20 protein-coding genes are annotated in these 23,447 nt (G+C 70.5%); 5 read left to right on the top strand and 15 right to left on the bottom strand.

What is annotated here, in order from left to right; genetic code table 11:
• Positions 1-106 precede the first annotated feature (106 nt).
• From ABD327_RS25980 to ABD327_RS25930, 11 genes are all read right to left on the bottom strand, one after another.
• A complete protein-coding gene (locus tag ABD327_RS25980) occupies positions 107-2,152 on the bottom strand; it encodes an NAD(+) synthase (RefSeq protein ID WP_344453674.1) in 2,046 nt (681 codons plus the stop codon).
• A gap of 130 nt (positions 2,153-2,282) precedes the next feature.
• Positions 2,283-2,921, bottom strand: a complete 639-nt coding sequence (locus ABD327_RS25975; RefSeq protein ID WP_344453672.1) for a 3-oxoacid CoA-transferase subunit B — start codon at positions 2,919-2,921, stop codon at positions 2,283-2,285.
• Entirely contained in the window at positions 2,921-3,616 is a 696-nt protein-coding gene (locus tag ABD327_RS25970) for a 3-oxoacid CoA-transferase subunit A (protein ID WP_344453670.1), read from the bottom strand. The genes ABD327_RS25975 and ABD327_RS25970 overlap by 1 nt, the downstream gene beginning before the upstream one ends.
• On the bottom strand, positions 3,613-4,800 hold the full coding sequence (locus ABD327_RS25965) for a thiolase family protein (RefSeq protein WP_344453666.1): 1,188 nt from the start codon (positions 4,798-4,800) through the stop codon (positions 3,613-3,615). The genes ABD327_RS25970 and ABD327_RS25965 overlap by 4 nt, the downstream gene beginning before the upstream one ends.
• A gap of 6 nt (positions 4,801-4,806) precedes the next feature.
• Positions 4,807-6,549 carry a CocE/NonD family hydrolase gene (locus ABD327_RS25960; protein WP_344453664.1) on the bottom strand — a complete coding sequence of 581 codons (1,743 nt, stop codon included), beginning with the start codon at positions 6,547-6,549 and terminating at the stop codon, positions 4,807-4,809.
• A gap of 17 nt (positions 6,550-6,566) precedes the next feature.
• Entirely contained in the window at positions 6,567-7,496 is a 930-nt protein-coding gene (locus ABD327_RS25955) for an MBL fold metallo-hydrolase (RefSeq protein ID WP_344453662.1), read from the bottom strand.
• A 43-nt stretch (positions 7,497-7,539) separates the two neighbouring features.
• Positions 7,540-8,460 carry an alpha/beta hydrolase gene (locus ABD327_RS25950; protein WP_344453660.1) on the bottom strand — a complete coding sequence of 307 codons (921 nt, stop codon included), beginning with the start codon at positions 8,458-8,460 and terminating at the stop codon, positions 7,540-7,542.
• A 4-nt stretch (positions 8,461-8,464) separates the two neighbouring features.
• Entirely contained in the window at positions 8,465-9,586 is a 1,122-nt protein-coding gene (locus tag ABD327_RS25945; protein ID WP_344453657.1) for an FAD-dependent oxidoreductase, read from the bottom strand.
• Between the two features lie 14 nt (positions 9,587-9,600).
• Positions 9,601-10,557, bottom strand: a complete 957-nt coding sequence (locus ABD327_RS25940; protein WP_344453654.1) for a phosphotriesterase family protein — start codon at positions 10,555-10,557, stop codon at positions 9,601-9,603.
• 49 nt (positions 10,558-10,606) lie between these two features.
• Positions 10,607-11,599 (bottom strand): phosphotriesterase family protein, encoded by a 993-nt coding sequence (locus ABD327_RS25935; RefSeq protein WP_344453652.1) that lies wholly within the window; start codon positions 11,597-11,599, stop codon positions 10,607-10,609.
• Between the two features lie 197 nt (positions 11,600-11,796).
• Positions 11,797-13,407, bottom strand: coding sequence for an MFS transporter (locus tag ABD327_RS25930; protein WP_344453650.1), 1,611 nt, complete (start codon positions 13,405-13,407; stop codon positions 11,797-11,799).
• Positions 13,408-13,602: 195 nt separating this feature from the next.
• Here ABD327_RS25930 and ABD327_RS25925 point away from each other — a divergent pair, with 195 nt between their 5' ends.
• The 3 genes from ABD327_RS25925 (at position 13,603) to ABD327_RS25915 (ending at position 16,493) form a co-directional block, all read left to right on the top strand.
• A complete protein-coding gene (locus tag ABD327_RS25925) occupies positions 13,603-14,217 on the top strand; it encodes a TetR/AcrR family transcriptional regulator (protein WP_344453648.1) in 615 nt (204 codons plus the stop codon).
• 132 nt (positions 14,218-14,349) lie between these two features.
• Positions 14,350-16,017 (top strand): FAD-dependent oxidoreductase, encoded by a 1,668-nt coding sequence (locus ABD327_RS25920; protein ID WP_344453646.1) that lies wholly within the window; start codon positions 14,350-14,352, stop codon positions 16,015-16,017.
• Positions 16,014-16,493 (top strand): hypothetical protein, encoded by a 480-nt coding sequence (locus ABD327_RS25915; protein WP_344453644.1) that lies wholly within the window; start codon positions 16,014-16,016, stop codon positions 16,491-16,493. The genes ABD327_RS25920 and ABD327_RS25915 overlap by 4 nt, the downstream gene beginning before the upstream one ends.
• Before the next feature lie 69 nt (positions 16,494-16,562).
• On the opposite strand, the gene ABD327_RS25910 is transcribed toward ABD327_RS25915, so the two are convergent.
• The 4 genes from ABD327_RS25910 to ABD327_RS25895 form a co-directional block, all read right to left on the bottom strand.
• Positions 16,563-17,936, bottom strand: a complete 1,374-nt coding sequence (locus ABD327_RS25910) for a uracil-xanthine permease family protein (protein ID WP_425547218.1) — start codon at positions 17,934-17,936, stop codon at positions 16,563-16,565.
• A gap of 354 nt (positions 17,937-18,290) precedes the next feature.
• Positions 18,291-18,749, bottom strand: coding sequence for a hypothetical protein (locus ABD327_RS25905; protein ID WP_344453640.1), 459 nt, complete (start codon positions 18,747-18,749; stop codon positions 18,291-18,293).
• Positions 18,750-18,900: 151 nt separating this feature from the next.
• The gene (locus tag ABD327_RS25900) at positions 18,901-20,319 is read right to left on the bottom strand and encodes a sensor histidine kinase (RefSeq protein WP_344453638.1); all 1,419 of its coding nucleotides are present in this window, start codon (positions 20,317-20,319) and stop codon (positions 18,901-18,903) included.
• Complete coding sequence (locus ABD327_RS25895) at positions 20,316-21,005, bottom strand: response regulator transcription factor (RefSeq protein WP_344453636.1); 690 nt, start codon at positions 21,003-21,005, stop codon at positions 20,316-20,318. Before ABD327_RS25895 ends, ABD327_RS25900 begins: the two co-directional genes overlap by 4 nt.
• A 193-nt stretch (positions 21,006-21,198) precedes the next feature.
• Here ABD327_RS25895 and sigJ point away from each other — a divergent pair, with 193 nt between their 5' ends.
• On the top strand, positions 21,199-22,143 hold the full coding sequence (gene sigJ, locus ABD327_RS25890; protein ID WP_344453634.1) for an RNA polymerase sigma factor SigJ: 945 nt from the start codon (positions 21,199-21,201) through the stop codon (positions 22,141-22,143).
• 97 nt (positions 22,144-22,240) lie between these two features.
• Positions 22,241-23,434: an NAD(P)/FAD-dependent oxidoreductase gene (locus ABD327_RS25885; RefSeq protein ID WP_344453631.1), complete on the top strand. Its 1,194-nt coding sequence runs from the start codon at positions 22,241-22,243 to the stop codon at positions 23,432-23,434.
• Positions 23,435-23,447 lie beyond the last annotated feature (13 nt).

Below are 23,447 nucleotides of genomic sequence, written 5' to 3'. Positions count from 1 at the left end.
GGCGCCGTCCGCCACGACACGGATGCTACCGACCCGTCGCCTTTACAAAGTGAAGTCACCACGTGGGGCGGAGGAACGGTCGCGCGACGGGCGCGGCAGGCCTGCCCTACCGTTCGAGGTCGGAGACGTCCCAGCGGTCCAGGTCGCGTAGCCAGGCGTGGGCCGTGGAGTCGGACGGGGCGCGCCAGTCGCCGCGCGGCGAGAGCGAGCCGCCCGCGGAGACCTTCGGCCCGTTCGGCATGGCCGAGCGTTTGAACTGCGCGAAGGCGAAGAAGCGGCGGCAGAAGACCTCCAGCCAGCGGCGGATCTCCGGCAGGTCGTAGGCCTTCCGGTCGGCTTCGGGGAAGCCGGGCGGCCAGGCGCCGGCGTCCCGGTCGTGCCAGGCGTGCCAGGCCAGGAAGGCGATCTTCGACGGGCGGAAGCCGTAGCGCAGCACGTGGAAGAGCGTGAAGTCGTGCAGCGCGTACGGGCCGATCTTGGACTCGGTGGACTGCAGCTCCTCGCCCGGCACGAGCTCCGGGCTGATCTCGGTGTCGAGGATGGCGGTCAGCGTCCGGCCGGTCTCCTCGTCGAACTGCCCGCTGGCGACGACCCAGCGGATCAGGTGCTGGATGAGGGTCTTGGGCACGCCGGAGTTGACGTTGTAGTGGCTCATCTGGTCGCCGACGCCGTAGGTGCACCAGCCGAGCGCCAGCTCCGACAGGTCGCCGGTGCCGAGCACGATGCCTCCGCGCTGGTTGGCCAGCCGGAACAGGTAGTCGGTGCGCAGTCCGGCCTGCACGTTCTCGAAGGTGATGTCGTACACCGGCTCGCCCTCGGCGAACGGGTGCTCCATCTCCTTCAGCATGAGGCGCGCGGTCGGCGTGATGTCGATCTCGGACGCGGTGACGCCGAGCGAGCTCATCAGCTTGTGGGCGTTGCTCTTGGTGTGCTCTCCGGTCGCGAAGCCCGGCAGGGTGAAGGCGAGGATGTCGCTGCGCGGGCGGCCGGCGCGGTCCATCGCCCGGGCGGCGACGATCAGCGCGTGGGTGGAGTCGAGGCCGCCGGACACCCCGATGACGACCTTCGGGCCGCCGATCGCGCTCAGTCGTCGCTGCAGCCCCGCGACCTGGATGTTGTACGCCTCGTAGCAGTCCTGGGCGAGGCGGGCGGGGTCGGCCGGCACGAACGGGAACCGCTCGACCCGCCGCCGCAGCCCCAGGTCGGCGGTGGGCGGGCCGAGCCGGAACGGCACCCGCCGGAAGTCCCCGGTGCGGGCGGCGTGGGCGCGCCGGTTGTCGTCGAAGGTGCCCATCCGCATGCGCTCCTGCCGCAGCAGGTCGAGGTCCACGTCCGCCACCGCGTACCGCTCCTCCTGCGGGAACCGCTCGGTCTCGGCCAGCAGGACGCCGTTCTCGTAGATCATCGTCTGGCCGTCCCAGGACAGGTCCGTGGTCGACTCCCCCAGTCCGGCCGCCGCGTAGACGTAGGCGGCGAGGCAGCGGGAGGACGCCGAACGGCACAGCAGCCTGCGGTCCTCGGCCCTGCCGACCGTGATGGGGCTGCCGGAGAGGTTGGCCAGGACGGTCGCTCCCGCCAGCGCCGCCTCCGCGCTCGGCGGCACCGGCACCCACATGTCCTCGCAGATCTCCGCGTGCAGCACCAGGCCTGGGACGTCCTCCGCCGCGAAGAGCAGGTCGGCGCCGAACGGCACGTCCGCGCCGCCGATCCGGATCGTTCCACCCCGCTCGTCCGCCCCCGAGGCGAGCTGCCGCTGCTCGTAGAACTCCCGGTAGTTCGGCACGAAGGACTTGGGCGCGACGCCGAGGATCCTCCCGCGGTGCACGACCACGGCACAGTTGTAGATCCGGTTGCGGTGGCGCAGCGGGGCGCCGACGACGAGCACCGTCAGCAGTTCCGCCGAGCCCGCCACCACGGTCTCCAGCGCCGTCTCGACCTCGTCGAGCAGCACGTCCTGCAGCAGGAGGTCCTCGATCGAGTAGCCGGTCAGGCAGAGCTCGGGGAAGACCGCGACCGCGACCCCCTCCTCCGCACAGCGTCTCCCCTGCCGCAGCACCGCCTCGGCGTTGGCGGGCGGGTCGGCGATCGCCGCATGGCCGGTGCACGCGGCGATCCGGGCGAATCCGTGCTGATAAATCGACCAGAAGTTCACCAGACCACCGTATCCAGCCTGGCCCCGGACCTGCCTCCCGGCCGGTGGCAGGTCCGGGACCAGGCCATGGCGCCACCCGTGGGAGCACGATGCCCACCGGTACACGGCCTCCCCGAGACCGGCGGGAACGTCAGCGGACGTCGATGAGGAGCGGGATCTCCAGCCGGGCGCGGAGCTCCTCGGCGGAGGTGCCGAACGTCTCGAGGACGCGGACGCCGTCGGGGGTGATCTCGAAGACGGCGTGGTCGGTGTAGACGCGGCTGACGCAGCCGACGCCCGTGAGGGGGTAGGTGCAGGCGGGCACGAGCTTCGGGCTGCCGTTCTTCGCGAAGAGCGTCATCATCACGTAGACCCGCTTGGCACCGATCGCGAGGTCCATCGCGCCGCCGACGGCGGGGATCGCGCCGGGCTTACCGGTGTCCCAGTTGGCGAGGTCGCCGTTCGCCGAGACCTGGAAGGCGCCCATGACGCAGACGTCGAGGTGGCCGCCGCGCATCATGGCGAAGGAGTCCGCGTGGTGGAAGTAGGCGGCTCCGGGCAGTTCGGTGACGGGCACCTTGCCGGCGTTGGTGAGGTCGGGGTCGACCTCGTCGCCGACGGCGGCGGGGCCCATGCCCAGCATGCCGTTCTCGGTGTGGAGGACGACGCCGAGTTCGGGCGTGAGGTGGTCGGCGACCTTGGTGGGCTGGCCGATGCCTAGGTTGACGAAGCTGCCCGGCTCGATGTCGCGGGCGACGCGGGCGGCGAGCTGGTCGGGGGTGAGCGTCATCAGCGGGCTCCCTGCACGGTGTAGTGGCGCGGCTCGACCCGGACCACGCGGTCGACGTAGATGCTCGGGGTGACGACGGCCTCGGGGTCGAGTTCCCCGGTGTCCACGACCGACGAGACCTGGACGACGGTCGTGGTGGCGGCCGTGGCCATCACGGGGCCGAAGTTCCGGGCGGTCTTGCGGTACACGAGGTTGCCCATCGTGTCGGCGGTGTGCGCGGAGATCAGGGCGACGTCGCCCTTGATCGGGTATTCGAGGAGGTAGTCGCGCCCGTCGATCGTGCGGGTCTCTCTGCCCTCGGCGAGCGGCGTGCCGACGCCCGTCGGGCAGTAGAACGCGCCGATGCCCGCCCCGGCCGCCCGCATCCGCTCGGCGAGGTTGCCCTGCGGGACGACCTCGAGCTCGATCTCGCCGCGGCGGTAGAGGTCGTCGAAGACGTAGGAGTCGACCTGCCGGGGGAAGGAGCACAGGATCTTCCGCACCTGGCCGGCCTTCAGCAGGGCGGCCAGGCCCACGTCGCCGTTGCCGGCGTTGTTGGACACGATGGTGAGGTCGCCCGCGCCGTGCCGGATCAGGGCGTCGATCAGGTCGAACGGCATGCCGGCGAATCCGAAGCCGCCCACCAGGACGGTGTCGCCGTCCTTGACGACGCTCACCGCCTCGTCCGGCGTCTCGAAGATCTGTGCCCTGCTCACGCTGCTCCTCCCGTGACGTTCTCGAGGACCACGGCGAGCGCCTGGCCCACGCCGATGCAGATCGCGGCGACGCCGTACCGCTCGCCCTTGGAGGCCAGGACCTTGGCGAGGGTGCCGAGGATCCGGGCGCCCGAGGCTCCGAGCGGGTGGCCGATCGCGATCGCGCCGCCCTTGACGTTGACGATCTCGGGGTCGATCTTCCAGGCGTCCACGCAGGCCAGCGACTGGACGGCGAAGGCCTCGTTCAGCTCGACGGCGCCCACCTGGCTCCAGCTGATACCGGCCCTCTCCAGTGCCCTGTTCGCGGCCTCGACCGGGGCGAACCCGAAGTCCTGCGGCTCCAGCGCGGACGCGCCGCGGCCCGCGATCCGGGCGATCGGGTCGAGCCCGATCCTCGCGGCGGCGGCCTCCGAGCCGAGCAGCACCGCCGACGCCCCGTCGTTGAGTGGCGAGGCGTTCCCGGCGGTGATCGTGCCGTCGGGCCGGAAGCTCGGCTTGAGCCCGGCGAGCTTCTCCGGCGTGGAACCGGCGCGGATACTTTCGTCGCGGGTCAGCTCAACGCCGTCGACGGAAACCACCAGATCGCCATAAAAACCCTCGTCCCAGGCGGCCGCCGCGAGCCGGTGCGACCGCGCCGAGAACTCGTCCTGCCGCTCCCGCGAGATCGAGAACCGCTCCCGCAGCTGCTCGTTGGCCTCCCCCAGGGACACCGTCCACTCCGACGGCATCCGCGGGTTGACCAGGCGCCAGCCGAGCGTCGTGGAGACGGCCGTCGCGTTGCCGGCGGGGAACGCCCGGTCCGGCTTCGGCAGCACCCACGGCGCCCGGGTCATCGACTCCACGCCGCCGGCGAGCACGACGTCGGCGTCACCGGTGTCGATCGTGCGGGACCCGATGATCGCTGCGTCGAGCGACGAGCCGCACAGCCGGTTGACCGTGGTCGCTGGCACCGACACCGGAACTCCGGCGAGCAGCCCGGCCATCCGGCCGACGTTGCGGTTGTCCTCGCCGGCCTGGTTCGCGCAGCCCCACACGATCTCGCCGATCCCGGCCAGGTCCAGCGCGGGAGCCTTCGCGAGCACACCGGTGATCGCGGTCGCCGCGAGGTCGTCCGGACGGACCCCGGCGAGCGCTCCGTTGAAACGGCCGAAGGGGGTGCGGGCCGCCGCGTAGATGAATGCCATGATCGACTACCTGTTCTCCTTCTCCGCTGAGCCGCGCGTCGTGAACGGCAGCACGAGTCGTGACGGGTGGGCGGCGTCGCGGTAGATCTTGTGCGTGACGGGGCGGCCCACCGGCAGGTGGAACGCGTCCGGGGGCAGCAGGGCGTTGTGCTCGTCGGCCAGCGGCTCGGCGTTGGACAGCTCCACGACCAGCCTGTGACCGGGCAGGAACGTCGCCGCGAACGGGTAGACGCGCAGCACGTACTCCTCGATCTTCCCCGGCTCGACCGGCACCGCGCGGGTGTGCGGGTGGCGGGGGTCGCCCTCGGTGGTGCGCTCGGTGTCGAGCTCTCGGTGCGAGGCCTTGAGGTAGGCGCTCGTGATCAGCTGCCGCTTGCCGTTCGGGGCCTCGTCCCACATGCGCATGATGAAGTTCGTGTCGGGCTGGTCGATCTCCGCGAAGAGGTGCGCGGCGCCCTGGCCGATCATCTCGGTGGGCTCGGTGAACGGAGCCGTGCTCCAGTTCAGGATCTCCACCTTGTCGGTCACCGTCAGCGGCGCCTGGTAGAAGCCGTCGGGGGCGGCGTACTCGGCGCCCATGAGCTCGGGCTCGAAGGAGAGCCCGCGGCGCGGACGCAGGTAGAGCGACCTGTGCTCCACGTCCTTCGGCGGCCACTGCGCGCCGGTGACGTACTCGCGGGAGCCCTCGACGTGGACGGTGACGGCGGGCTCGTCCATGATCCCGTTGTCGACGCCCTTGATCCAGTACTCGTACCAGCGGAACATCTTGTCGTGCTCTTCGATGAAGGGGCGCGACTGCATCGGCGGGTAGGGGCCGATGTCGAGCTTCTTCGGGCCCTTCAGCGCGTCGAAGAGCTCGATGGTGCCGTCCATCGTCCAGCCGCGGCCCTGGTCGATCTGGAGCCAGACCGGGATGTCGATGTTCCTGGCGAGGTTGACCGGGTTGCGCTCCTCGTACCACTCGCCGTCGACCTCGTTCATCACGATGTCGAACCAGGCCTCGTGGTTCTTCGGGTAGTTCAGCACGTGGACGAGGTTCGGCCAGGCGGCCACGTCCGGGTCCCGCAGCCGCTCGGCGACCTTCTCCTTGATCTCCTCCGGGGAGTAGGTCTCGAGCATGCGGGACTTGACGCCGTCGGTGAAGGCCCAGCCGGAGTCGCCGCCGCGGCCCTCGCGGGCGGCGCGCGGCATGAACCACATGACGCCGCCGTGGTAGGTGGTCTCGTAGAAGTCGTAGTGGCCGCCGCTGACGAAGATCGCCTTGAGGCTCGGCGGCCGCTCGGCCGCCGCCAGGACCTGCATCGAGCCGAAGTAGGAGATGCCGATCATCCCGACGTTGCCGTCGCACCACGGCTGCGCCGCGACCCACTCGATGAAGTCGTAGGCGTCCTGGCCGAGGGAGACGCCGCCGGCGTTGTAGTTGCCGATGTGCTCGCCCTCGGAGGCCCCGGAGCCGCGCAGGTCGCCGATGACGTGGACGTAGTCCTCTTTGACGACGCGCGCGATGTCGCCGGCCTCGATGCAGCCGTCCCACATCGGGCTGGGACGCCGCTGCGGCGGCGTCGTGAGCGCGAGGGCCTGCAGCTCTTTGCCGTACGGGCTGAGCGCCACGAGCGCCGGACGCGGCTTGTCCTCGACGCCCTGGTAGGCGTCGGCGGCCAGCGTGACGCCGTCGCGCATCGGCACGCGGAGGTCCTTGCGGACGGCGATCTCGTCCAGGCCCGCCTGGATGGTCTGGAAGTCAGCCATGGATGCGAACTCCTCTTTCATGAGTTCTGGTGGAAGTGCGTGCGGTAGCCGTGCATCGACGTGAAGAACGGCGACGGCTCGAGAGCGGGGTCGGCGGTGTACCCGACCTCCCGGGCCACGGGGGCGAAGGGCGAGTACACCGAGTCCGTCTCCTGGAGCCCCGCGCACAGGCAGCCGTGGGCGGCCCTGCCGACCCGGCCCTCGATGTCGAGGCTCTCCCGGAGCGCCTCCTCCGCCTGCTCGGCGTCGAGCTCGACGCCGTACGGCGTGCCGTCGGCGCGGCGGTAGGGGTGGCCGAGGTAGAGGTGCCGCGGACGGATCTCGTCGCGCACGTACTCCAGGCTCGCGCGGTAGGCGCCCGGGTCCTCGAAGCCCGGGAAGCCGTTGGCGGCCCCGTGCACCTGGACCGCGTCGCCGACGAAGACCGAGCGCTGGCCGTCGATCACGTAGGCGACCGATCCCGGCGTGTGGCCGGGGATCGCGTGGACGGAGACGTTCACGCCCCCGCCGAGGGAGATCGTCTCGCCGCCCTTGACGAGCATGGTCGGCTCCATCTCGCCGGAGATGACCGCGTTGCCCGCGGCCGTCACCTTCGCCTCGCCCTCGGGGTCGTTCAGGTACCGGCCCCGCCCGGCGAGGTACTCGTCCACGTGGGCGCGGCGCGAGCGCAGCAGCGGCGCGTCCGCCTCGTGGATCACGACCTGGGCGCGCCGGCCGGTGAGCTCCCACAGGGCGTGGGCTCCGCCGATGTGGTCGATGTGGCCGTGGGTCAGCAGGATCCAGCGCACGTCCTCGATCCTGCGGCCGATGGCCTCGAGCGCCGGGGCCATGCCCTCGGCGGGCGAGGAGGCGATGCCGGTGTCGACGATGGCCGGCTCCGGCGCGTCGATGAAGAAGCTGTAGAGACCGAACCGACCCCACGGAGAGACGAGGGGATGGACTTTCACTGCTTGCAAGGCTCTCCTTCTGGTTCCGTGGGGTGGTTCCGGGTCAGCGCGCGAGGAAGTCGCGGGTCTCCTCGTAGGCCCGGTGGTAGTCCGGGATCCACGAGAAGTGCTGCACGAACCCGTGGCCCGCGCCGTCGTACCGGCTGACGGTCGCGTCCACGCCGGCGTCCTTCAGCCTCTGGCCGTAGAGCTCGCCCTCGTCCCGCATCGGGTCGAGCTCGCCGGTGATGATCAGTGCCGGCGGCAGCCCGGTGAGGTCCGCCCGCTTGATCGGGGAGACGAGCGGGTCCGCCGGGTCGGCGCCGCTGTCGATGTAGAAGGCGTTGAACGGCTTCAGCCCGGCCGTCTCGAGCCCGTAGCCGACGGCGTTCTCCCGCAGCGACGCATAGCGGTCGACGTCGAAGTCCAGGTCGAGCGACGGGTAGAACATCACCTGGTGGGTGATCCGGTCGAAGCCGTCGTCGTGCGCCATGGCGGCGACCGCGGCGACGAACGTGCCGCCGGAGCTGTCACCGGCGATGGCCAGCGTCGTGCCGTCCCAGCCCAGGGTCTCGCCGTTCTCGGCGGCCCACCGGACCACGGCGTAGCAGTCCTCGAGACCGGCTGGGAAGGCGTGCTCAGGCGCCAGCCGGTAGCCGACGGAGACGACCTTGAGCCCTGTCTCCTTGGCGAGGGACCGCGCGACGTGGTCGTGCGTCTCGAGACTGCCGAGGAAGAACGCGCCGCCGTGGAAGTAGACCAGGACGCCGTACGCGTCGGCCTCGGCCGGCGTGTAGACCCGCACCGGAACCTCGCCGGCGGCGGTCCGCGCGGTGAGGTCCTCGACGGAGTGGAGCGGCAGGCGGTCGGCCGCGGGCGGGACCTGGGACTCCTCGCCGGCGCGCATCGCCTCCGGGTTCAGCGGACCGGCGGGCGGCGCGGGCAGGGTGGCGAGGACCCGGGCGATCTCGGGGTGCAGCGGCATGGCGTCAGACCCCCTGCGGGTTCTGGGAGGCGGGCTTCTGGCCGGGGAAGACGTCGTTGACCTCGTCCTCGGTCCAACCCTGGCGCGAGATGCGCTGCAGCTCGTCGGTCACCGGCTTGCGGACGGCCTGGTAGCTCGCCAGCGCCTCCTTGACCGAGCCGGCCTCCTTGAGCGCGTCGGCGAGGGCGCCGGCGTCCATGATCGCCGAGTTGGCGCCCTGGCCCTGGTGGTGCAGCATCGAGTGGGCCGCGTCGCCCACGAGGACGACGGAGTCCGAGTGCCAGGTGTCGACGGGGTCGATGTCGTAGACGGCGCGGCAGTTGACAGTATCCATGTCGAGGTCGCGGGTGATGGCCACGATCCGCTCGTCGAAGCCCTCGACGGTCTTGAGCAGGTCGTCCTTGGCGGTGTTCGGCGACCAGGTGCCGTCCGGGCACAGGGCGGTGATGTCGAACGAGACCTGGCCCCGGTGGCGCAGCGGCAGGAAGTAGACCTTCGTGCCCCGGCCGATGTACATCCGGAGGTTGTCGTCGACGGCCATCCCGTGGGCGTCCTCGATGTCGATGACGGCGCGGTAGGCGTGCTCGCCGGAGAACACGGGCTCGTTGTCCGAGAACAGGGCCTTGCGGACCACCGACTTGATGCCGTCGGCTCCGACGACCAGGTCGGCCTCGACGGTGACGCCGTTGGTGAACGTCAGGACGGATTTGTCGCCCTTGTCCTCAATGTTCTCGAGCTTGTGGCCGAGGTGGACCATGCCCTCGGGCAGCACCGAGAGCAGCGCCTCGATGAAGTCGCCGCGGTGGATCAGATGGGTGGTCACGCCGAGGGTGTCGGCCTCCGGCCACGGCTCCTGCATGATCGGGTCGCCGGTGCCGGTGAGGATCTCGAAGTAGTCGCTCGCCGAGCTGACCTTCTGGATCGCGTCGACGATGCCCCACTGGCGGAACCGGTCCATGGTGGAGGGCCGCAGGCCGATGCCGGCGCCGACCTCGCGGATCTGGCTCGCCTGCTCGTAGACGTCGACGGTGGCGCCGAGGAGGCTCAGGGCCTTGGCCGCGGCGGCGCCGCCGTACCCCGCGCCGACGACGGCGATCTTCAGGTTCTTCAGGTCTGAGGGCTGCATGGTCCTGGTCCTTGTCAGTTCTTGATCGAGAGGAAGTCGGCGGGGTTGTCGACGAAGATCGTCTTGATGGCGGCCTCGTCGAGGCCGGCGGCGCGCAGGTCCGGGATGAGGTCCGTGAAGATGTAGTTGACGGTGTGGCCCTTGACCCCCGGCCAGCCCAGCGGGCTGCAGTTGGCGTCCGCCGAGGCGAGCACCTGCTTGATGCGGCCCTCCCCGGCGATGAACCGGAGGAAGTGCTCCAGGCGCTCTCTGCGCGGACGGGCCCAGAACGGCGGGTCCGGGAGCTCGGTCTCGTAGCCGAAGGTGTCGAAGCCGATCCGGCCGCCCTGCTCGGCGATCCAGGTGTCGCGGGTCTTGTCGGCGTTGACGCCGTCGTCGACGTGCCCGAAGAGCACGCGGTCGAGGGGGAGGCCCTCCTCGTCGAAGATCGCGATCGCGTTCTCGGCGTCGATGGCCAGGTGGGTCAGGATGCCGACCCCGGTGGCCTTGGAGGCGCGGGCGGCCGCGCGGTAGATGCGCTTGTCCAGGTCGGTCATCCGGCCACCGCGGCTCACGCCGACCTTGATGATCCCGGCCTTGCCGCCGGTGCTGCCGATGCCCACGGTGATCTCGTGGACGAAGTGCTCGGCGAGGTACTCCACGCTCGCCCGCTCGAAGAACGGCAGGGCGGTGTCGCCGCCGACGAAGCCGGTGGAGGCGACGATGTGCACGCCGGTCTTCTCCGACAGCGACTGGTAGTAGTTGATGTCGCGGCCGTTGCAGATGCCGGTCGCGTCGACGAACGTCCCGCCGCCGTACTCGTGGAACTTACGGAGCTTCGGGACGGTCTCCTCGTACCGCTCCTCGGGGGTCTTCCACCACTTCGTGTCCAGTTCGGAGCCCGGCATGCCGTACCCGATGTGCTCGTGGACGGCCACGAGACCCAGCTCCTCGGTCGGGATCGGCCCCAGGACCGTGTTCACTCTCGACACAACGCTCACCTTTAGGGAAGAAACTTGATGGTCTTGGGCTGTCGCGCGCTCAGCGCACCGACAGCAGGTCGCGCGGGTTGTCCACGAGGATCCGCCGGACGTCCTCGTCGCTCAGGCCCCGGGCCTTGAGGAGGGGGACGAACGCGGTCAGGACGTGGCTGTACGGCACGTCGTTGCCTTCGTGGCCCTTGGCCACGCCGGTGGCGCCGGAGGAGAGCAGGATCCGGTCGCCGTGGCCGGCCTGGATCAGCTCGGCGACCAGGGTGGCGCGCTCGGAGTCGGTGACGTGGACGCCGTCCTCGGTGCCCACGTGGTCGATCGCGACGTAGGCCCCGAGACCGGCGACCTCGAGCGGGGCGACGGTCGCGACGGCGTCCTTGCGGTCGAGCCCGCCGACGACGACGCGGTCGGCCGGCAACTTCTCGTCGAGGACGATCTCGAGGTCGTGCACGGCGTCGTTCCCGTAGCGGATGGAGACCGGGACCCCGGTGGCCGAGGCGGCGCGGGCCGCGCCGCGGAACAGGCTCTCGTCGGTGGCGGTCATGCCCGCGCGGGTCGCGGCGGTGGCCACCAGGCCCGCGGCGCCCCGCCGCTCGACCCGGGGCACGACCATGCCCTCGGTGATCTCCTTGGCGAAGAGGTCGGCGAACTTCTCGGCCGGCCACGGCGTCGGCGGGTTGGTCTGCGGCGTCAGGAAGTAGCCGCCGAGCAGTTCCTCGGGGCCCTGGCCCGTCGACGCGACGATGTGCACGCCGGTCGAACGCGACAGCGCCTCGTACAGCCGCACATCGCGGCCGTGGAACATGCCGGTGCTGTCGACGATCGTGCCGCCGCCGTGGCTGCGGAAGTCCCGAAGCTTCCCGGCCAGGGCCTCGAAGATCTCGGCGCGGTCGATGGTGATGTCGAACGCGTGCTCCGCTCCCGGGACCACCGACAGCAGGGCCTCGTGAACCGCGACGACCCCCAGCTCCCGGGCGGGAACGGGGCCGAGGACGGTGTTGACGGTGCTGCCGACGGTGTTCTCGGCAGTCTGGGCACCCATCACTGGCACTCCTTATCGGTCTCGGCGAGTGACTGCGGTCACGCCATGCTGTGAATGGTGCCACTCGGTTTACACCATGTCAATCAGATTGCCGCTACGTAAATTAAGCTATCCGAACGTATGAGGTGGGTCATACGGACCAGGCCGAGGCCCCCTCTTCCGAGCGGGGACCCCGACCCGGTCCGGAGGCTCGTAGATCACCCGGCGAGGACGGGCTCCCCTTCGACCAGAGGCTCCTCGACGCCGGCGTTCTCGGAGCCGAAGAGCCCGAACAGCGTCAGAGCCGCGGCGGCGGCCGCGCAGAGGCCGGCGACCAGGAACGCGAGGCCGTAGGCACCGCCGAGCGATTCGAACGCGAGCATGCGGAGGCTCTCGGGCATCGGCACCGGCGGCATGTCCGGACCGGCGCCGGGCACGACCGGCATGGAGTTGATCGCCATTGCGCCGCCCCCCTGTGCGATGCCTCCGGCGATCTCGGTGTAGGGCTGCTCGAGCCCGGACTCTTCGATGGCCCTACCCGCATCGGCGCGCAGATCACCGTTGGCCCGGCTGACCGCGAACGCGGCGATCAGCACCGGGCCGAGAGCGAAGCCGAAGTCGCGGAGCAGGTTGGTGGTGGCGCTGGCCATGCCGGCGAGCCGCAGCGGAACGGTGTTGATCGCGACGGCCGTGATCGAGCCGACGGTGAGCGCGAAACCGACGCCGAGGGCCAGCATCGGAGCGATGAACCGCGTCCAGCTCATGTCGTGGACGTCGAACGTCGAGCACCAGACGCCGCTGACGGCGATGAGGGCGAAGCCGGTGGTGAGCACCCAGCGGGGCGAGAAGTTCTGGATCAGGTAGGAGACGGCCGGCGCCAGCAGGAAGGCCGGGCCCTGGATGAACAGGAACAGCACGCCGATCTTCAGAGCGCTCTGGTGCTGGATCGCGCCGAGCCAGATGCTCATCGAGAAGCAGATCCCGAGGAACGCGAACATGCCGACCACCGTGGCGATCGCGACGACCGCGTAGGAGCGGTTGGCGAAGATGTTCAGCTCCAGCAGCGGGACGTCGGTCCGCAGCTCGATGACGACGAAGGCGGCGAGGAGCGCGAGGCCCGCGACGAAGGCGCCGATGATCTCGGGTCGGGCGAAACCGGCCTCGGATCCCTGCGTGGCGGCGAAGAGGACGGCGATCAGACCGAGGGCCAGCGTGACCTGACCGGGGATGTCCAGCTTGCGCCCCTCCGGCGCCGAGGAGTCGGAGGCGAACTGCGTGATGATGATCGAGATGACGGCCGCCGCGATCACCACGAGGTAAGACGCCCGCCAGTTGCCCTCTGCGGCCAGCCACCCGCCCATCAGCGGGGAGACCGCCGCGCCGATCGAGAGGAACCCGGCCCACAGGGCGATGGCCTTGGACCGGGCCTCGGGCGACGGGCTGACGGCGGCCAGCATGGCGAGCGAGATCGGGTAGAGGATCGCGGCTCCCAGGCCCGCGACGACCTGCCCGGCCCACAGGACCTGGACCGTCTCGGCGAGGTTGCTGACGAGCGAGCCGGCGACGGTCAGCAGGGCGCCCGCCTGCAGCAGCCGCTTGCGGCCGAACAGGTCACCGATCACACCGGTGGTCAGCTCGAAGACGACCATGGGGATGGCGAACGCGGCCGTGATCCAGGCCAGTTCGGCACCGGTGGTCTGGAACTCCTGCTGGAGGGTGCCGTTGATCGCGCCGGGCAGCGAGTACGCCACCTGCGCGAGGAGCACGGCGAAGCAAGCGGCGACCACCGTGGCGGTGTAGCCCTGCTTGCGCGCAGCGGTCTGCGTCATTGCGGATTTCTTCCTTGTCGACGGTCCGGGCGATCGGTTCCGACCGCTCGGGATCGGCCACCCGATGTGAGCACGATCACCTGTTGGGTGTGCAAGGTGTCATATTGCTTGACACGACGTCAAGTGTCTGAGCACTGCGTATCCGAAGCGATCATCGAGGGCGGAACGCGGCCGCCGTGCTTTATGCTGGCGGCCATGGCGACGCTTCGTGAGGCACAGAAGGAGATGACGCGCAAGCTGCTGCTCGACGCCGGCCTGGACCTGTTCGTCTCGAAGGGCTACGCGACGACGAAGGTCGACGACATCGCGTCGGCGGCGGGGACGACGCGGGTGACCTTCTACGCGTACTTCCCCTCCAAGGTCGACCTGATGAAGGCCCTCATCTCGGAGCGGCTCAACGCCGCCCTCGACCGGGTCCCCTCCCCCGAGCACGGATCGACCGAGCGCGAACTGGTCGCCGTGGTCGAGGACGGCTCGCGGGAGCGCATCCGCGCGTGGCTCGCGACGACCTCGGAGCGGTGGGACGTGATCCGCCCCTACACCACGACCGCCACCGAGGCCGCGGCCGTCGACCCCGCGATCCGCGTGCTCCTCGACGAGTGGCTGAACGAGGCCATCGGCGACGTCAAGGACGGACTCGACCGCGCCGACCGCTTCCCGGCCGCCACCCGCCACTTCCGCAGCGTCATCGCCATCAACGAACTCGACCACGTCGCGCGCAACTGGACCCCGGGAACCTGGGGCGTCGGACACGACGAGATGCTGGACGTCCTCACCGAGAGCTGGTTCGGCTCGATCGGCCGCCACTGAGCACCGAGCCTCGCGGCCCGCGCCGGCTCCGCTCCGGATTCCGGAAGGCCCGCGCCCAACCGGCGCGCGGCGGGCCGGAGGAGATCGATCTCATGGGTGACGGGACGGATGTTGCGGTAGTAATGTCACGCCGTGCATGAGCTGGGTGAATTCGACGCAGATGTCGTCATTGTCGGTAGTGGTTTCGGGGGTTCCGCCGCGGCACTGCGCCTCACCGAGGCGGGGCACAAGGTCGTCGTCCTCGAGCGCGGCCGGCGGCTCGGCGACGCGGAGCTGCTGCGGGCCCGCAAGGACCCGCGGGCCTACCTGTGGCAGCCGGGGGCCGGGCTGCGCGGGTTCTTCTGGCAGCGCATCTTCCGCGACGTGGGGATCATCGGGGCGAGCGGCGTCGGCGGCGGGTCGATCGTCTGGGCGGGCGTCCTGCTCGAACCCGGCGAGGCGTTCTACCGCTCCCCCTCCTGGGCGCACCTGGCCGCGGACTGGCGGGCCGAGCTGGCCCCCTACTACCAGCGGGCCGCCGGCATGCTCGGCCGGGTCAGGAACGCGCATTTCGGCCCGATGGACGAGTACCTGCGCGAGGCGGCCCGGACCCTCGGCGCCGAGGACACCTTCGGGCCGGTGCCGATCGCGATCCACTTCGGCCGCGAGGGGGTGACCGAACCAGACCCCTTCTTCGGCGGGGAAGGTCCGGAACGAACCGGCTGCAAACTGTGCGGCGAGTGCCTGCTGGGCTGTCCGTACGGGGCGAAGAACCAGCTGACCCGCAACTACCTGCACCTGGCCGAACGGTACGGCGCGGAGATCCGTGCCGAACACGACGTCACGGGCATACGGCCGCTCGAGGGCGGCGGATACGAGGTCAGCGTCGCGCACCCGTGGAAGCGCCGGGTCGTGCGCGAGCCGATCCGGGCCCGCCGGGTGGTCCTCGCCGCAGGCGTCCTCGGCACGCTGGAACTGCTGTTCCGCTGCCGTGACGAGCTCGGCACCCTCCCCCGGGTCTCGCAGCGGCTGGGGGCCCGGGTCCGTACGAACAGCGAGGCGATCACCACCGTCCTCCAGCCGCACGGTCAGGACCTGTCGCGAGGACCGACGATCACCACCGACTTCCACCCCGACGCCGACACCCACGTGACCCAGAACCGGTACGTCGGCGGCTGGCACATGCGCTTGCAGATCGGCCCGATCGTGGACGGCGCGCGCCCGGGCCGGCGCGCGCTGCGCACGTTGGGAGCGCTGGTCCGACGCCCGTTCGGGCAACTGCGTTCGATGTTCGCCCGCGGCTTCGAGCAGCGGCTGACGGCGCTGACCGTCATGCAGCACCTCGACAACGAGCTCGCCTTCGAGTTCCGCCGCTCGCCGTTCCGGCCGTGGCGGCGGGTGCTGCGCTCCCGTGCCATACCGGGACGGGAGGCGCCCACGTACCTTCCTGTCGCGAACAAGGTGACACGCGCGTTCGCCGACGCCTCCGGCGGCAAGCCGGGCAACCTGCTGGGCGAGACGGTCGGCGGCCTGTCGATCACCGCGCACATCCTGGGCGGAGCCGTCATGGGGACCGACGAGTCCGAGGGCGTCGTGAACGTCGACCACGAGGTGTTCGGCCATCCGGGACTGTTCATCGCCGACGCCAGCACCATCCCGGCGAACCTGGGCGTCAACCCGTCGCTCACCATCACCGCCATGGCGGAACGGTTCGCGGCCCGTTTCCCCGACCCGCCGGCCGGCGCCGTCCGGCGCGACCCCATCGTCGCCCGAGCCGCCCGAGCCGCCCAAGCCGCGAGCGAATCCAGGAGCACGACATGACGACCACCCCGCAGAGCCACTCCCTCCGGGCTCTCCGCGCGGCCTGGAGCACGCTCGCGGCACCCGCGCTCACCGACTTCGAGGGGGACTTCCAGGCTTCCTTCGTCGGCGCCCCGCTGCGCGCCATCGCCCCCCGCGGCCTGGCTCTGGTGGGCCTCCCCCGCTGGTACGGCAAGCGGTTCACGCCGCCGCAGCCGGGAGCGGACGCGGTTCAGGGGGTCAATCTCCTGAACGCCCGCGACGGAGGCCTCGAGGAGACGCTGCCGATGACGGCGACGATCGGAGCGTCCCTCTCCGACGGGCGACCGGCCCTCATCGTGGCCTATTCGGTGGACTCCCGGCTGCCGTGGCGCTGGGTGCGCGACGAGTTCCGCGTCTGGGACCCCGGCACGTTCCTCGGCATGACGTTCGTCGACCTCCCGCCCGCCCGGCGCGCCGGAGGCACACCCTTCATGCTGACCCGGGCCGCCTCCTGAGGGGAACCGGGCGGTTCGCTCACCTCTGGTGACGCCCTTCGAGGCTCACAGCCGCGAGGCGGTGTCCGTCTACTTCAGCTTGTCGTCGTACTCCGTCAAACCTGCGTCGAGGAGCGGGGGCTGGTAGGTGCCGGAGGCCTTGGAGAGCCAGTGGAGGGAGTGGTAGCCGGTGAGCACCAGGATGGTGCCGAGGGCGATGCCGTTGAGCTCGAAGTCGTCGGTGATCTTCAGGCTCACGCCGCCGATGCCGACGATGACGCCGGCCGCGGCCGGGATCAGGTTGAGGGGACGCCCGAAGTCGACCTTGTTGCGGATCCAGATCTGGGCGCCGAGCAGGCCGATCATGCCGTAAAGGATGACGGTGATGCCGCCGAGGACGCCGCCTGGGATCGCGACGACGAACGCGCCGATCTTCGGGCAGAAGCCGAAGAGCAGGGCGAAGAACGCGGCGCACATGTAGGCGGCGGTCGAGTAGACGCGGGTGGCGGCCATGACGCCGATGTTCTCGGCGTACGTGGTGGTGGCCGGGCCGCCCGCGCCCGTCGAGACCATGGTGGCCACGCCGTCCGCCGCGATGGCCACGCCCAGCTCGTCGTCCAGCGGGTCGCCCGTCATCTCGCCGACGGCCTTGATGTGTCCGGTGTTCTCGGCGACCAGGGCGATCAGGACCGGAAGGGCCACGATGATCGCCGACGCGTCGAACGCGGGGGCGTGCATGTCGGGGAAGCCGATCCAGTCGGCCTCCCGGACCGAGGTCAGGTCCAGGCGCCAGTGGTCGACGACCTCGCCGCCGCCGTCGGCCGAGTGGATCCTGCCCGTGGTGACGTCGAGGATCCAGGAGAGCGCGTAACCGAAGACCAGGCCCAGGAAGATCGCGATGCGGGACCAGAAGCCGCGCAGGACGACCAGCGCCAGACCGGTGAACAGCATCGTGGCCAGAGCGGTCCACTGGTCCTGCGGCCAGTAGGTGCCCGCGGCCACCGGGGCGAGGTTGAAGCCGATCAGCATGACGACGGCCCCCGTGACCGTCGGCGGGAGCACCGCGTGCACGAGCCCGGCGCCCATGAGCTTCACCACGACGCCGACGACGGCGAGGGCGAGCCCCACCACGAACAGCGCCCCGGTCACCTCGGCCGGCCCGCCGCCCTGGCTGCCGATGACCGCGGCGACGCCGACGAAGGAGAGCGACGACCCCAGGTAGCTGGGCACCCGGCCACGCGTGATCACCAGGAACAGCAGGGTGGCGACCCCCGACGCCATGAGCCCGAGGCTCGGGTTCAGCCCCATCAGCACGGGCGCGACGAAACAGGCGCCGATCATCGAGACGACGTGCTGGGCGCCGAGCCCGACCGTCCGAACCCAGGTGAGCCGCTCGTCCGGCCGGACGACCTCACCCGGTCCCAGGTGCCGCCCGTCCCCGTGCAACTTCCACCCAAAACCCAGCATCTCGCACTCCCTGCTGGTGAGCTCCCCGAAGGAAGCACAGAACACCGGACCCTTGACGATAAGAGTCGACTACGTGGCGTGATCAGCCGGGCGAGGCACGCCGACGGCCGAGAGACCCCGCCCTCATTGAAGCGGTCTCGTCGCGACCGATTCCACGGCCGGAGACGTGGAAGCAAGCCTTTTGCTGAAATACCGAAACGCTTGACATCATGATCATCAGCCGGATAGATCCTTTTATTCGCCAGTAGGTGGTGGATTTCCGGCGTTGAGCGGAGCAATGGCGTGAAAAGGATCAGGATTTGGGCGGCGGCTGGATCCGCCGTCGTCCTGGCGGCCGGGATAGGCCTGTTCTCACTCTCCGAGGAGGAAGCGGAGTCTCAGCGCCTGCCGGTCCACCCACGCCGCTTTGAACTCGACGATCCCGTCCGCGAGCCGCCCGGCGAGCGCGTCGCGGAAGTCCTGCTCGCCGGGACGCGCCGCCCATGCGCGCAGCGCGTGCACCTCGTCGAGGCTGGAATACGGCCCCACGAGCCGCGCCCCGGCCGTCGCTTCGTCGTCCGGGTCCAGCCCCCCTACGGGCCGTAACTCGTTCAAAGGCCGTTGAACGTCTCCCAAGTCTACGAAGGGATGCTTCTCGTGGCATTCCTTGGCCGAGTTCTTGAAACCGTCATCCGCGTCGGCGAACCTCCTGAAATCAAACCCGTTCGGCCCCGGATCGGGGAAGTCGTGGCCCGCGTCCCGCATGCACTGCGCGAACCGGACCATCTTCGCCCTGGTCTCGGCATCCGGATCACGCAGCTCCTTCACCATCTCCTTGCCGGCATGCCCACCGCCGCAGCCCGCCATGAGGCTCAACGCCAGCAGGAATCCGGCGGCCAGTCCCGTTCTTTTCACAGCCCCTCCCGTCCTTCCGATGCGAGTAAGCCTCGGGCACCGGTTTCAGGGGGTCGTCAGAGGAATGTCAAAGGTCACTGGGAATCGGGAGGACCACCCGGAAAGTCGCGCCCCCTCCCGGTGTGCCGTCCAGTTCCAGCACGCCTCCGTGGGCCTGCACGATCGCCGACGCGATGGCCAGCCCGAGGCCCGAGCCGCCGTCGGACGGACGGGCGCGGTCGGCGCGGTACAGCCGGTCGAAGACGCGCGGGGCGTCCTCGTCCGCCACGCCTGGCCCGGTGTCGATCACCTCGACCACGGCGTCGCCGTCCGTGCTCCGCCCGACCACCACGTCTATCGACGCCTCCGGAGGCGTATGGCGGACCGCGTTGTCCAGGAGATTTCCCACGACCTGCCGCAAACGTCCCTCGTCCCCCTCGACGATGACGGCGTCCAGGGGCGCGTGCCCGGGACCACGGCCGGTCAACCCGATGCGCCGTCCTGGATGGCGCAGGTGCAGGTCGCCGACGAGTTCGGCGGCGAGCGCCAGCAGGTCGACGGGCGCCCGCCCCGCCTCCCGCTGCTCGTCCAGACGTGCCAGCAGCAGCAGATCGTCGACCAGGACCCCCATCCGGGTCGCCTCGGCCTCGATACGGGCCAGGGACTCGTGCGCGGAGCCTCCCCAGCGGGCCAGTTCGGCGAACCCGCGGATCGACGTCAACGGCGTCCTCAGCTCGTGGGAGGCGTCCGCCAGAAAGCGGCGCATCCGTTCCTCCGATGCCGTCCGGGCACCGATCTCCTCCTCCAGTCGCGCGAGCATGAGATTCACCGCCTGCCCCAACCGCCCCGGCTCAGTATGCGGATCGGCATAGGCGACGCGCCGCGCGTAGTCCCCGGCCGCGATCTCCCCGGCCGTGCTCGCCATCCTCGACAGCGGCCGCAACCCGACGCCGACCGTGGTCCGCGCCAGCAGGCCCACCGCGGCCAGGACACAGGCGAGGACCGCGAGATCGATCAGGAGCAGCCGCAGCAACGCCCGGTCCACCTCGTCCAGGGACAAGGCGCCCACCATCAGGAGACCACCGGACGAACCGACCACCCGAACCCGCCAGGAGCCGCCGTCGGTGCCCGGCACGGTGAACGGGCCACGGGACGCACGATCTCGCAGCGCGCTCCGTGACGGCAGTTCAGGCCCCGGTGCGGACGCGTCCGACGGAACGATCCGCCGGACCCCTTCCTCGCCCACCAGCGAGAGCTGGAACTCCCGCGGGTCGACCGAGCCGACCCGTGCCGCTCCCAGCTCGTTCCAGACCCGCTGCACCAGCATGATCTGTTCGGGCCCGATGCCGGTGAGACCCGAGGTCGTCTGGTCGAGCCGGTCGTCCACCTCGCCGACGAGGTACGACCGGAACAGCAGGATGCCCGCCCCGTTGGCCGTCAGCAGCCCGAGCGCGGTGAGCGCCACCACCGTCAGGGCCAGACGGGAGCGCAGGGACCACCGCCTCACGGCGCGGTCCGCAGGCAGTAGCCCACGCCCCGCATCGTATGGATCAGCGGCGGCGCGTCCGCGTCGATCTTCTTGCGCAGGTAGTAGACGTAGGTCTCCACGATCCGGCTGTCCCCCGCGAAGTCATAGCGCCAGACGCGGTCCAGGATCTGCGCCTTGCTGACGACCCGACCCTTGTTCTCCAGCAGATAGCGCAGCAGCTTGAACTCCGTCGGCGACAACTCGACGCGCCTCCCGCCGCGCCGCACCTCATGCGTGTCCTCGTTCAGTTCCAGATCCGCGCAGCTCAGAGGCGGCCGCGAACCGTCTTCCTCCCCCACGCGACGCAGCACCGCCCGAATCCGCAGCACCAGCTCCTCCAAGCTGAACGGCTTGGCGACATAGTCGTCCCCGCCCGCCGTCAGCCCGGCGATCCGGTCTTCCACCGCGTCCCTGGCCGTCAGGAAGATGATCGGGACATCACCTCCGGCGGCCCGCAGCCTCCTGGCGGTCTCGAATCCGTCGAGATCCGGCAGCATCACGTCCAGCAGCACCAGCGCGGGTTCAGCGGCCCGCGCCACCTCCACCGCCTCGATCCCGCACTCCGCGACGACCACGTCGAACCCCACCAGCCGCAACGTCTGCGCCAGCAGGTCCCTGATATTCGGCTCGTCGTCGACGACCAGCACCGTTGTCCGCCCACCCATCTGACGAGACATACCGCATCAACCTCAAAACGACCTCAGAACCGGCACTCCAGGAGGAAGGCACGGCTGCGCACGATCTCGGAAATGAAGTGACCGAGTGCACGGACTGGTGGAGCGCCGAACCCACCTCGCTCCCCTGGACGCGAACGGCCCCCGATGGTCGAGTCGCGCCCCGCGGGTTAGGCTCGGGGCCATGCCCCTGACCGCGGACGACGTCGACCGCTTCGAGGCCTCCCGGCGCCGCCTGCAGGCCATCGCCTACCGGCTCCTCGGCTCCGCCGGAGAGGCCGAGGACGCGGTGCAGGAGACGTTCTTGCGCTGGCAGGCCGCCGACCCCGACCGCATCGAGATTCCGGAGGCGTGGCTGACGAAGGTGCTCACCAATCTGTGCCTCAACGAGCTCGCCTCCGCGAGGGCGAGGCGCGAGACCTACGTGGGCCAATGGCTTCCCGAGCCGCTGCTCGCCGGAGACCCGATGCTCGGCCCGGCCGACACCGCCGAGCGGCGCGAATCGCTCTCGTACGCGGTGCTCACCCTCATGGAGCGCCTCTCCCCGAGCGAACGGGCGGTCTACGTGCTGCGGGAGGCCTTCGACCACCCGCACCGGGAGATCGCCGAGATCCTCGACATCACCGAGGCCGCCAGCCAGCAGATCCTCCACCGCGCCAAGAAGCACGTCGCGGACGGCAGGGCCCGCCGCACCGAGATCGACGCGGCCGCCGCGCGTCGGATCGTCGAGGAGTTCCTCGCGGCCGCCGCCAGCGGCCGGACCGAGCCGCTCGTGCGGCTGCTCACCGCGGACGCCGTCTCGGTCGGCGACGGCGGCGGGAAGGTCCCCGCCCGCGCCAAGGCGTTCGAGGGCGCCCTCGCGGTCGCGAAGTTCGTCCGGGGTCTGTTCAAGCCCTCCGCGTCCAAGCACGCCATCATCGGCGGCGCGCCCGAGATCTACTCCTGGACCGCCAACGGCGACCCCGCCGTGGTCGCGGTCCTCGACGGTCGGGTCGTGGGGATCATGTGCCTGGAGGTCACCGCCGAGGGCGTCACCGCACTTCGCAATCAGGTCAATCCCGACAAGCTCGAGCGCGCGACCGCGCAGTGGGCCGCCTCCGACCACGGAAAGCCCCTGTTCACGGCCTGACGAGAGGCATGTGACCCACTTCACAGAGAAGAACTGTCAGGAATCAGCGGCCTATCCGGCTCAAGGTGCGAAGTCACATACGGCAGGAGAAACGGCCATGAAGCATCGCATCATCGTCCTCGGAGCCGGATACACCGGAGCCATCGCCGCCGGACGCCTCGCCAAGCGGCTGCGCCGCGAGGACGTCCAGATCACCCTCGTCAACGCCGAGCCCGACTTCGTGGAACGGGTCCGCATGCACCAGCTCGCCGCCGGCCAGGACCTCGAGCCGCGCCCGCTGGCCGACCTGTTCGCGGGCACCGGCGTCGAGATCCGCCTCGCCCGCGTGACCGCCGTCGACACCGACCGCAAGACCGTCGCCGTCATCGACGCCGACGGCGCGGACGAACTGGAGTACGGCACTCTCGTCTACGCCCTCGGCAGCGGCTGGACCGACAACGGCGTCCCCGGTGTCGCCGAGCACGCCTACGAGATCGCGAGCCGCCCCGGGGCCCTGCGCCTGCGCGAGCACCTCGCGGGCCTCGACGCCGGACGGCCCGTGGTCGTCGTCGGCGGCGGGCTGACCGGCCTGGAGGGCGCCACGGAGATCGCCGAGGCCCGGCCGGACCTGAAGGTCGCCATCGCCGCCCGCGGCGGCCTGGGCGACTGGCTCTCGCCGAAGGCGCGGGCGCACCTGCGGAAGGCCGCCGCGGAGCTCGGGATCACCGTCCACGAGCACACCACCGTGACCGGAGTCGAGGCCGGAGCCGTACTCGTCGAAGGAGGCTCGATCCCTTCGGCCGCGACGATCTGGACCACCGGTTTCGCGGTCCACCCGATCGCCGCCGCCACCTCGATGGACGTGACCGACTCCGGGCAGATCGTCGTCGACGGGACCATGCGCTCGGTCTCGCACCCCGACGTGTACGCCATCGGCGACGCCGCCTTCGCGATCGGCCCGTGCGACAAGCCGCTCCGGATGTCGTGCGCCTCGGGCGGCTTCACCGCGATGCAGGCCGCCGACGCGATCGCGGCGCGCCTGACCGGCGGGAAGCTCCCCCACGTGCCGATCCGCTACTTCCAGCAGTGCATCTCGCTGGGCCGCGAGAAGGCCGTGATCCAGTTCGTCACCGCCGACGACCGAGCCGTCTCGGCGGCCCTGACCGGACGGTTCGCCCCCGTCTACAAGGAGCTGATCTGCAAGGGCGCCGCCTGGAGCGTCAAGAACCCGACGTTCGGCCTTCCGGTCCGGCGCCGCCGCATCGCCCACGACAAGACGGCGCCGATCTCCACCGCCAAGGCCCCGGCCTGACTCCGGGTTCGGC

The organism is Actinocorallia aurantiaca (genome assembly GCF_039533685.1).
Classification (GTDB): Bacteria; Actinomycetota; Actinomycetes; order Streptosporangiales; family Streptosporangiaceae; genus Actinocorallia; species Actinocorallia aurantiaca.
This window is presented reverse-complemented; position numbering and strand designations above follow the sequence as displayed.

Coding starts and splice junctions, on each gene's coding strand:
- ABD327_RS25885 (WP_344453631.1), top strand. CDS start 22,241: ATGAAGCATCGCATCATCGTCCTCGGAGCCGGATACACCGGAGCCATC.
- ABD327_RS25935 (WP_344453652.1), bottom strand. CDS start 11,599: ATGGGTGCCCAGACTGCCGAGAACACCGTCGGCAGCACCGTCAACACC.
- sigJ (WP_344453634.1), top strand. CDS start 21,199: ATGCCCCTGACCGCGGACGACGTCGACCGCTTCGAGGCCTCCCGGCGC.
- ABD327_RS25905 (WP_344453640.1), bottom strand. CDS start 18,749: ATGGTGAAGGAGCTGCGTGATCCGGATGCCGAGACCAGGGCGAAGATG.
- ABD327_RS25895 (WP_344453636.1), bottom strand. CDS start 21,005: ATGGGTGGGCGGACAACGGTGCTGGTCGTCGACGACGAGCCGAATATC.
- ABD327_RS25945 (WP_344453657.1), bottom strand. CDS start 9,586: ATGCAGCCCTCAGACCTGAAGAACCTGAAGATCGCCGTCGTCGGCGCG.
- ABD327_RS25915 (WP_344453644.1), top strand. CDS start 16,014: ATGACGACCACCCCGCAGAGCCACTCCCTCCGGGCTCTCCGCGCGGCC.
- ABD327_RS25950 (WP_344453660.1), bottom strand. CDS start 8,460: ATGCCGCTGCACCCCGAGATCGCCCGGGTCCTCGCCACCCTGCCCGCG.
- ABD327_RS25975 (WP_344453672.1), bottom strand. CDS start 2,921: ATGACGCTCACCCCCGACCAGCTCGCCGCCCGCGTCGCCCGCGACATC.
- ABD327_RS25965 (WP_344453666.1), bottom strand. CDS start 4,800: ATGGCATTCATCTACGCGGCGGCCCGCACCCCCTTCGGCCGTTTCAAC.
- ABD327_RS25960 (WP_344453664.1), bottom strand. CDS start 6,549: ATGGCTGACTTCCAGACCATCCAGGCGGGCCTGGACGAGATCGCCGTC.
- ABD327_RS25930 (WP_344453650.1), bottom strand. CDS start 13,407: ATGACGCAGACCGCTGCGCGCAAGCAGGGCTACACCGCCACGGTGGTC.
- ABD327_RS25925 (WP_344453648.1), top strand. CDS start 13,603: ATGGCGACGCTTCGTGAGGCACAGAAGGAGATGACGCGCAAGCTGCTG.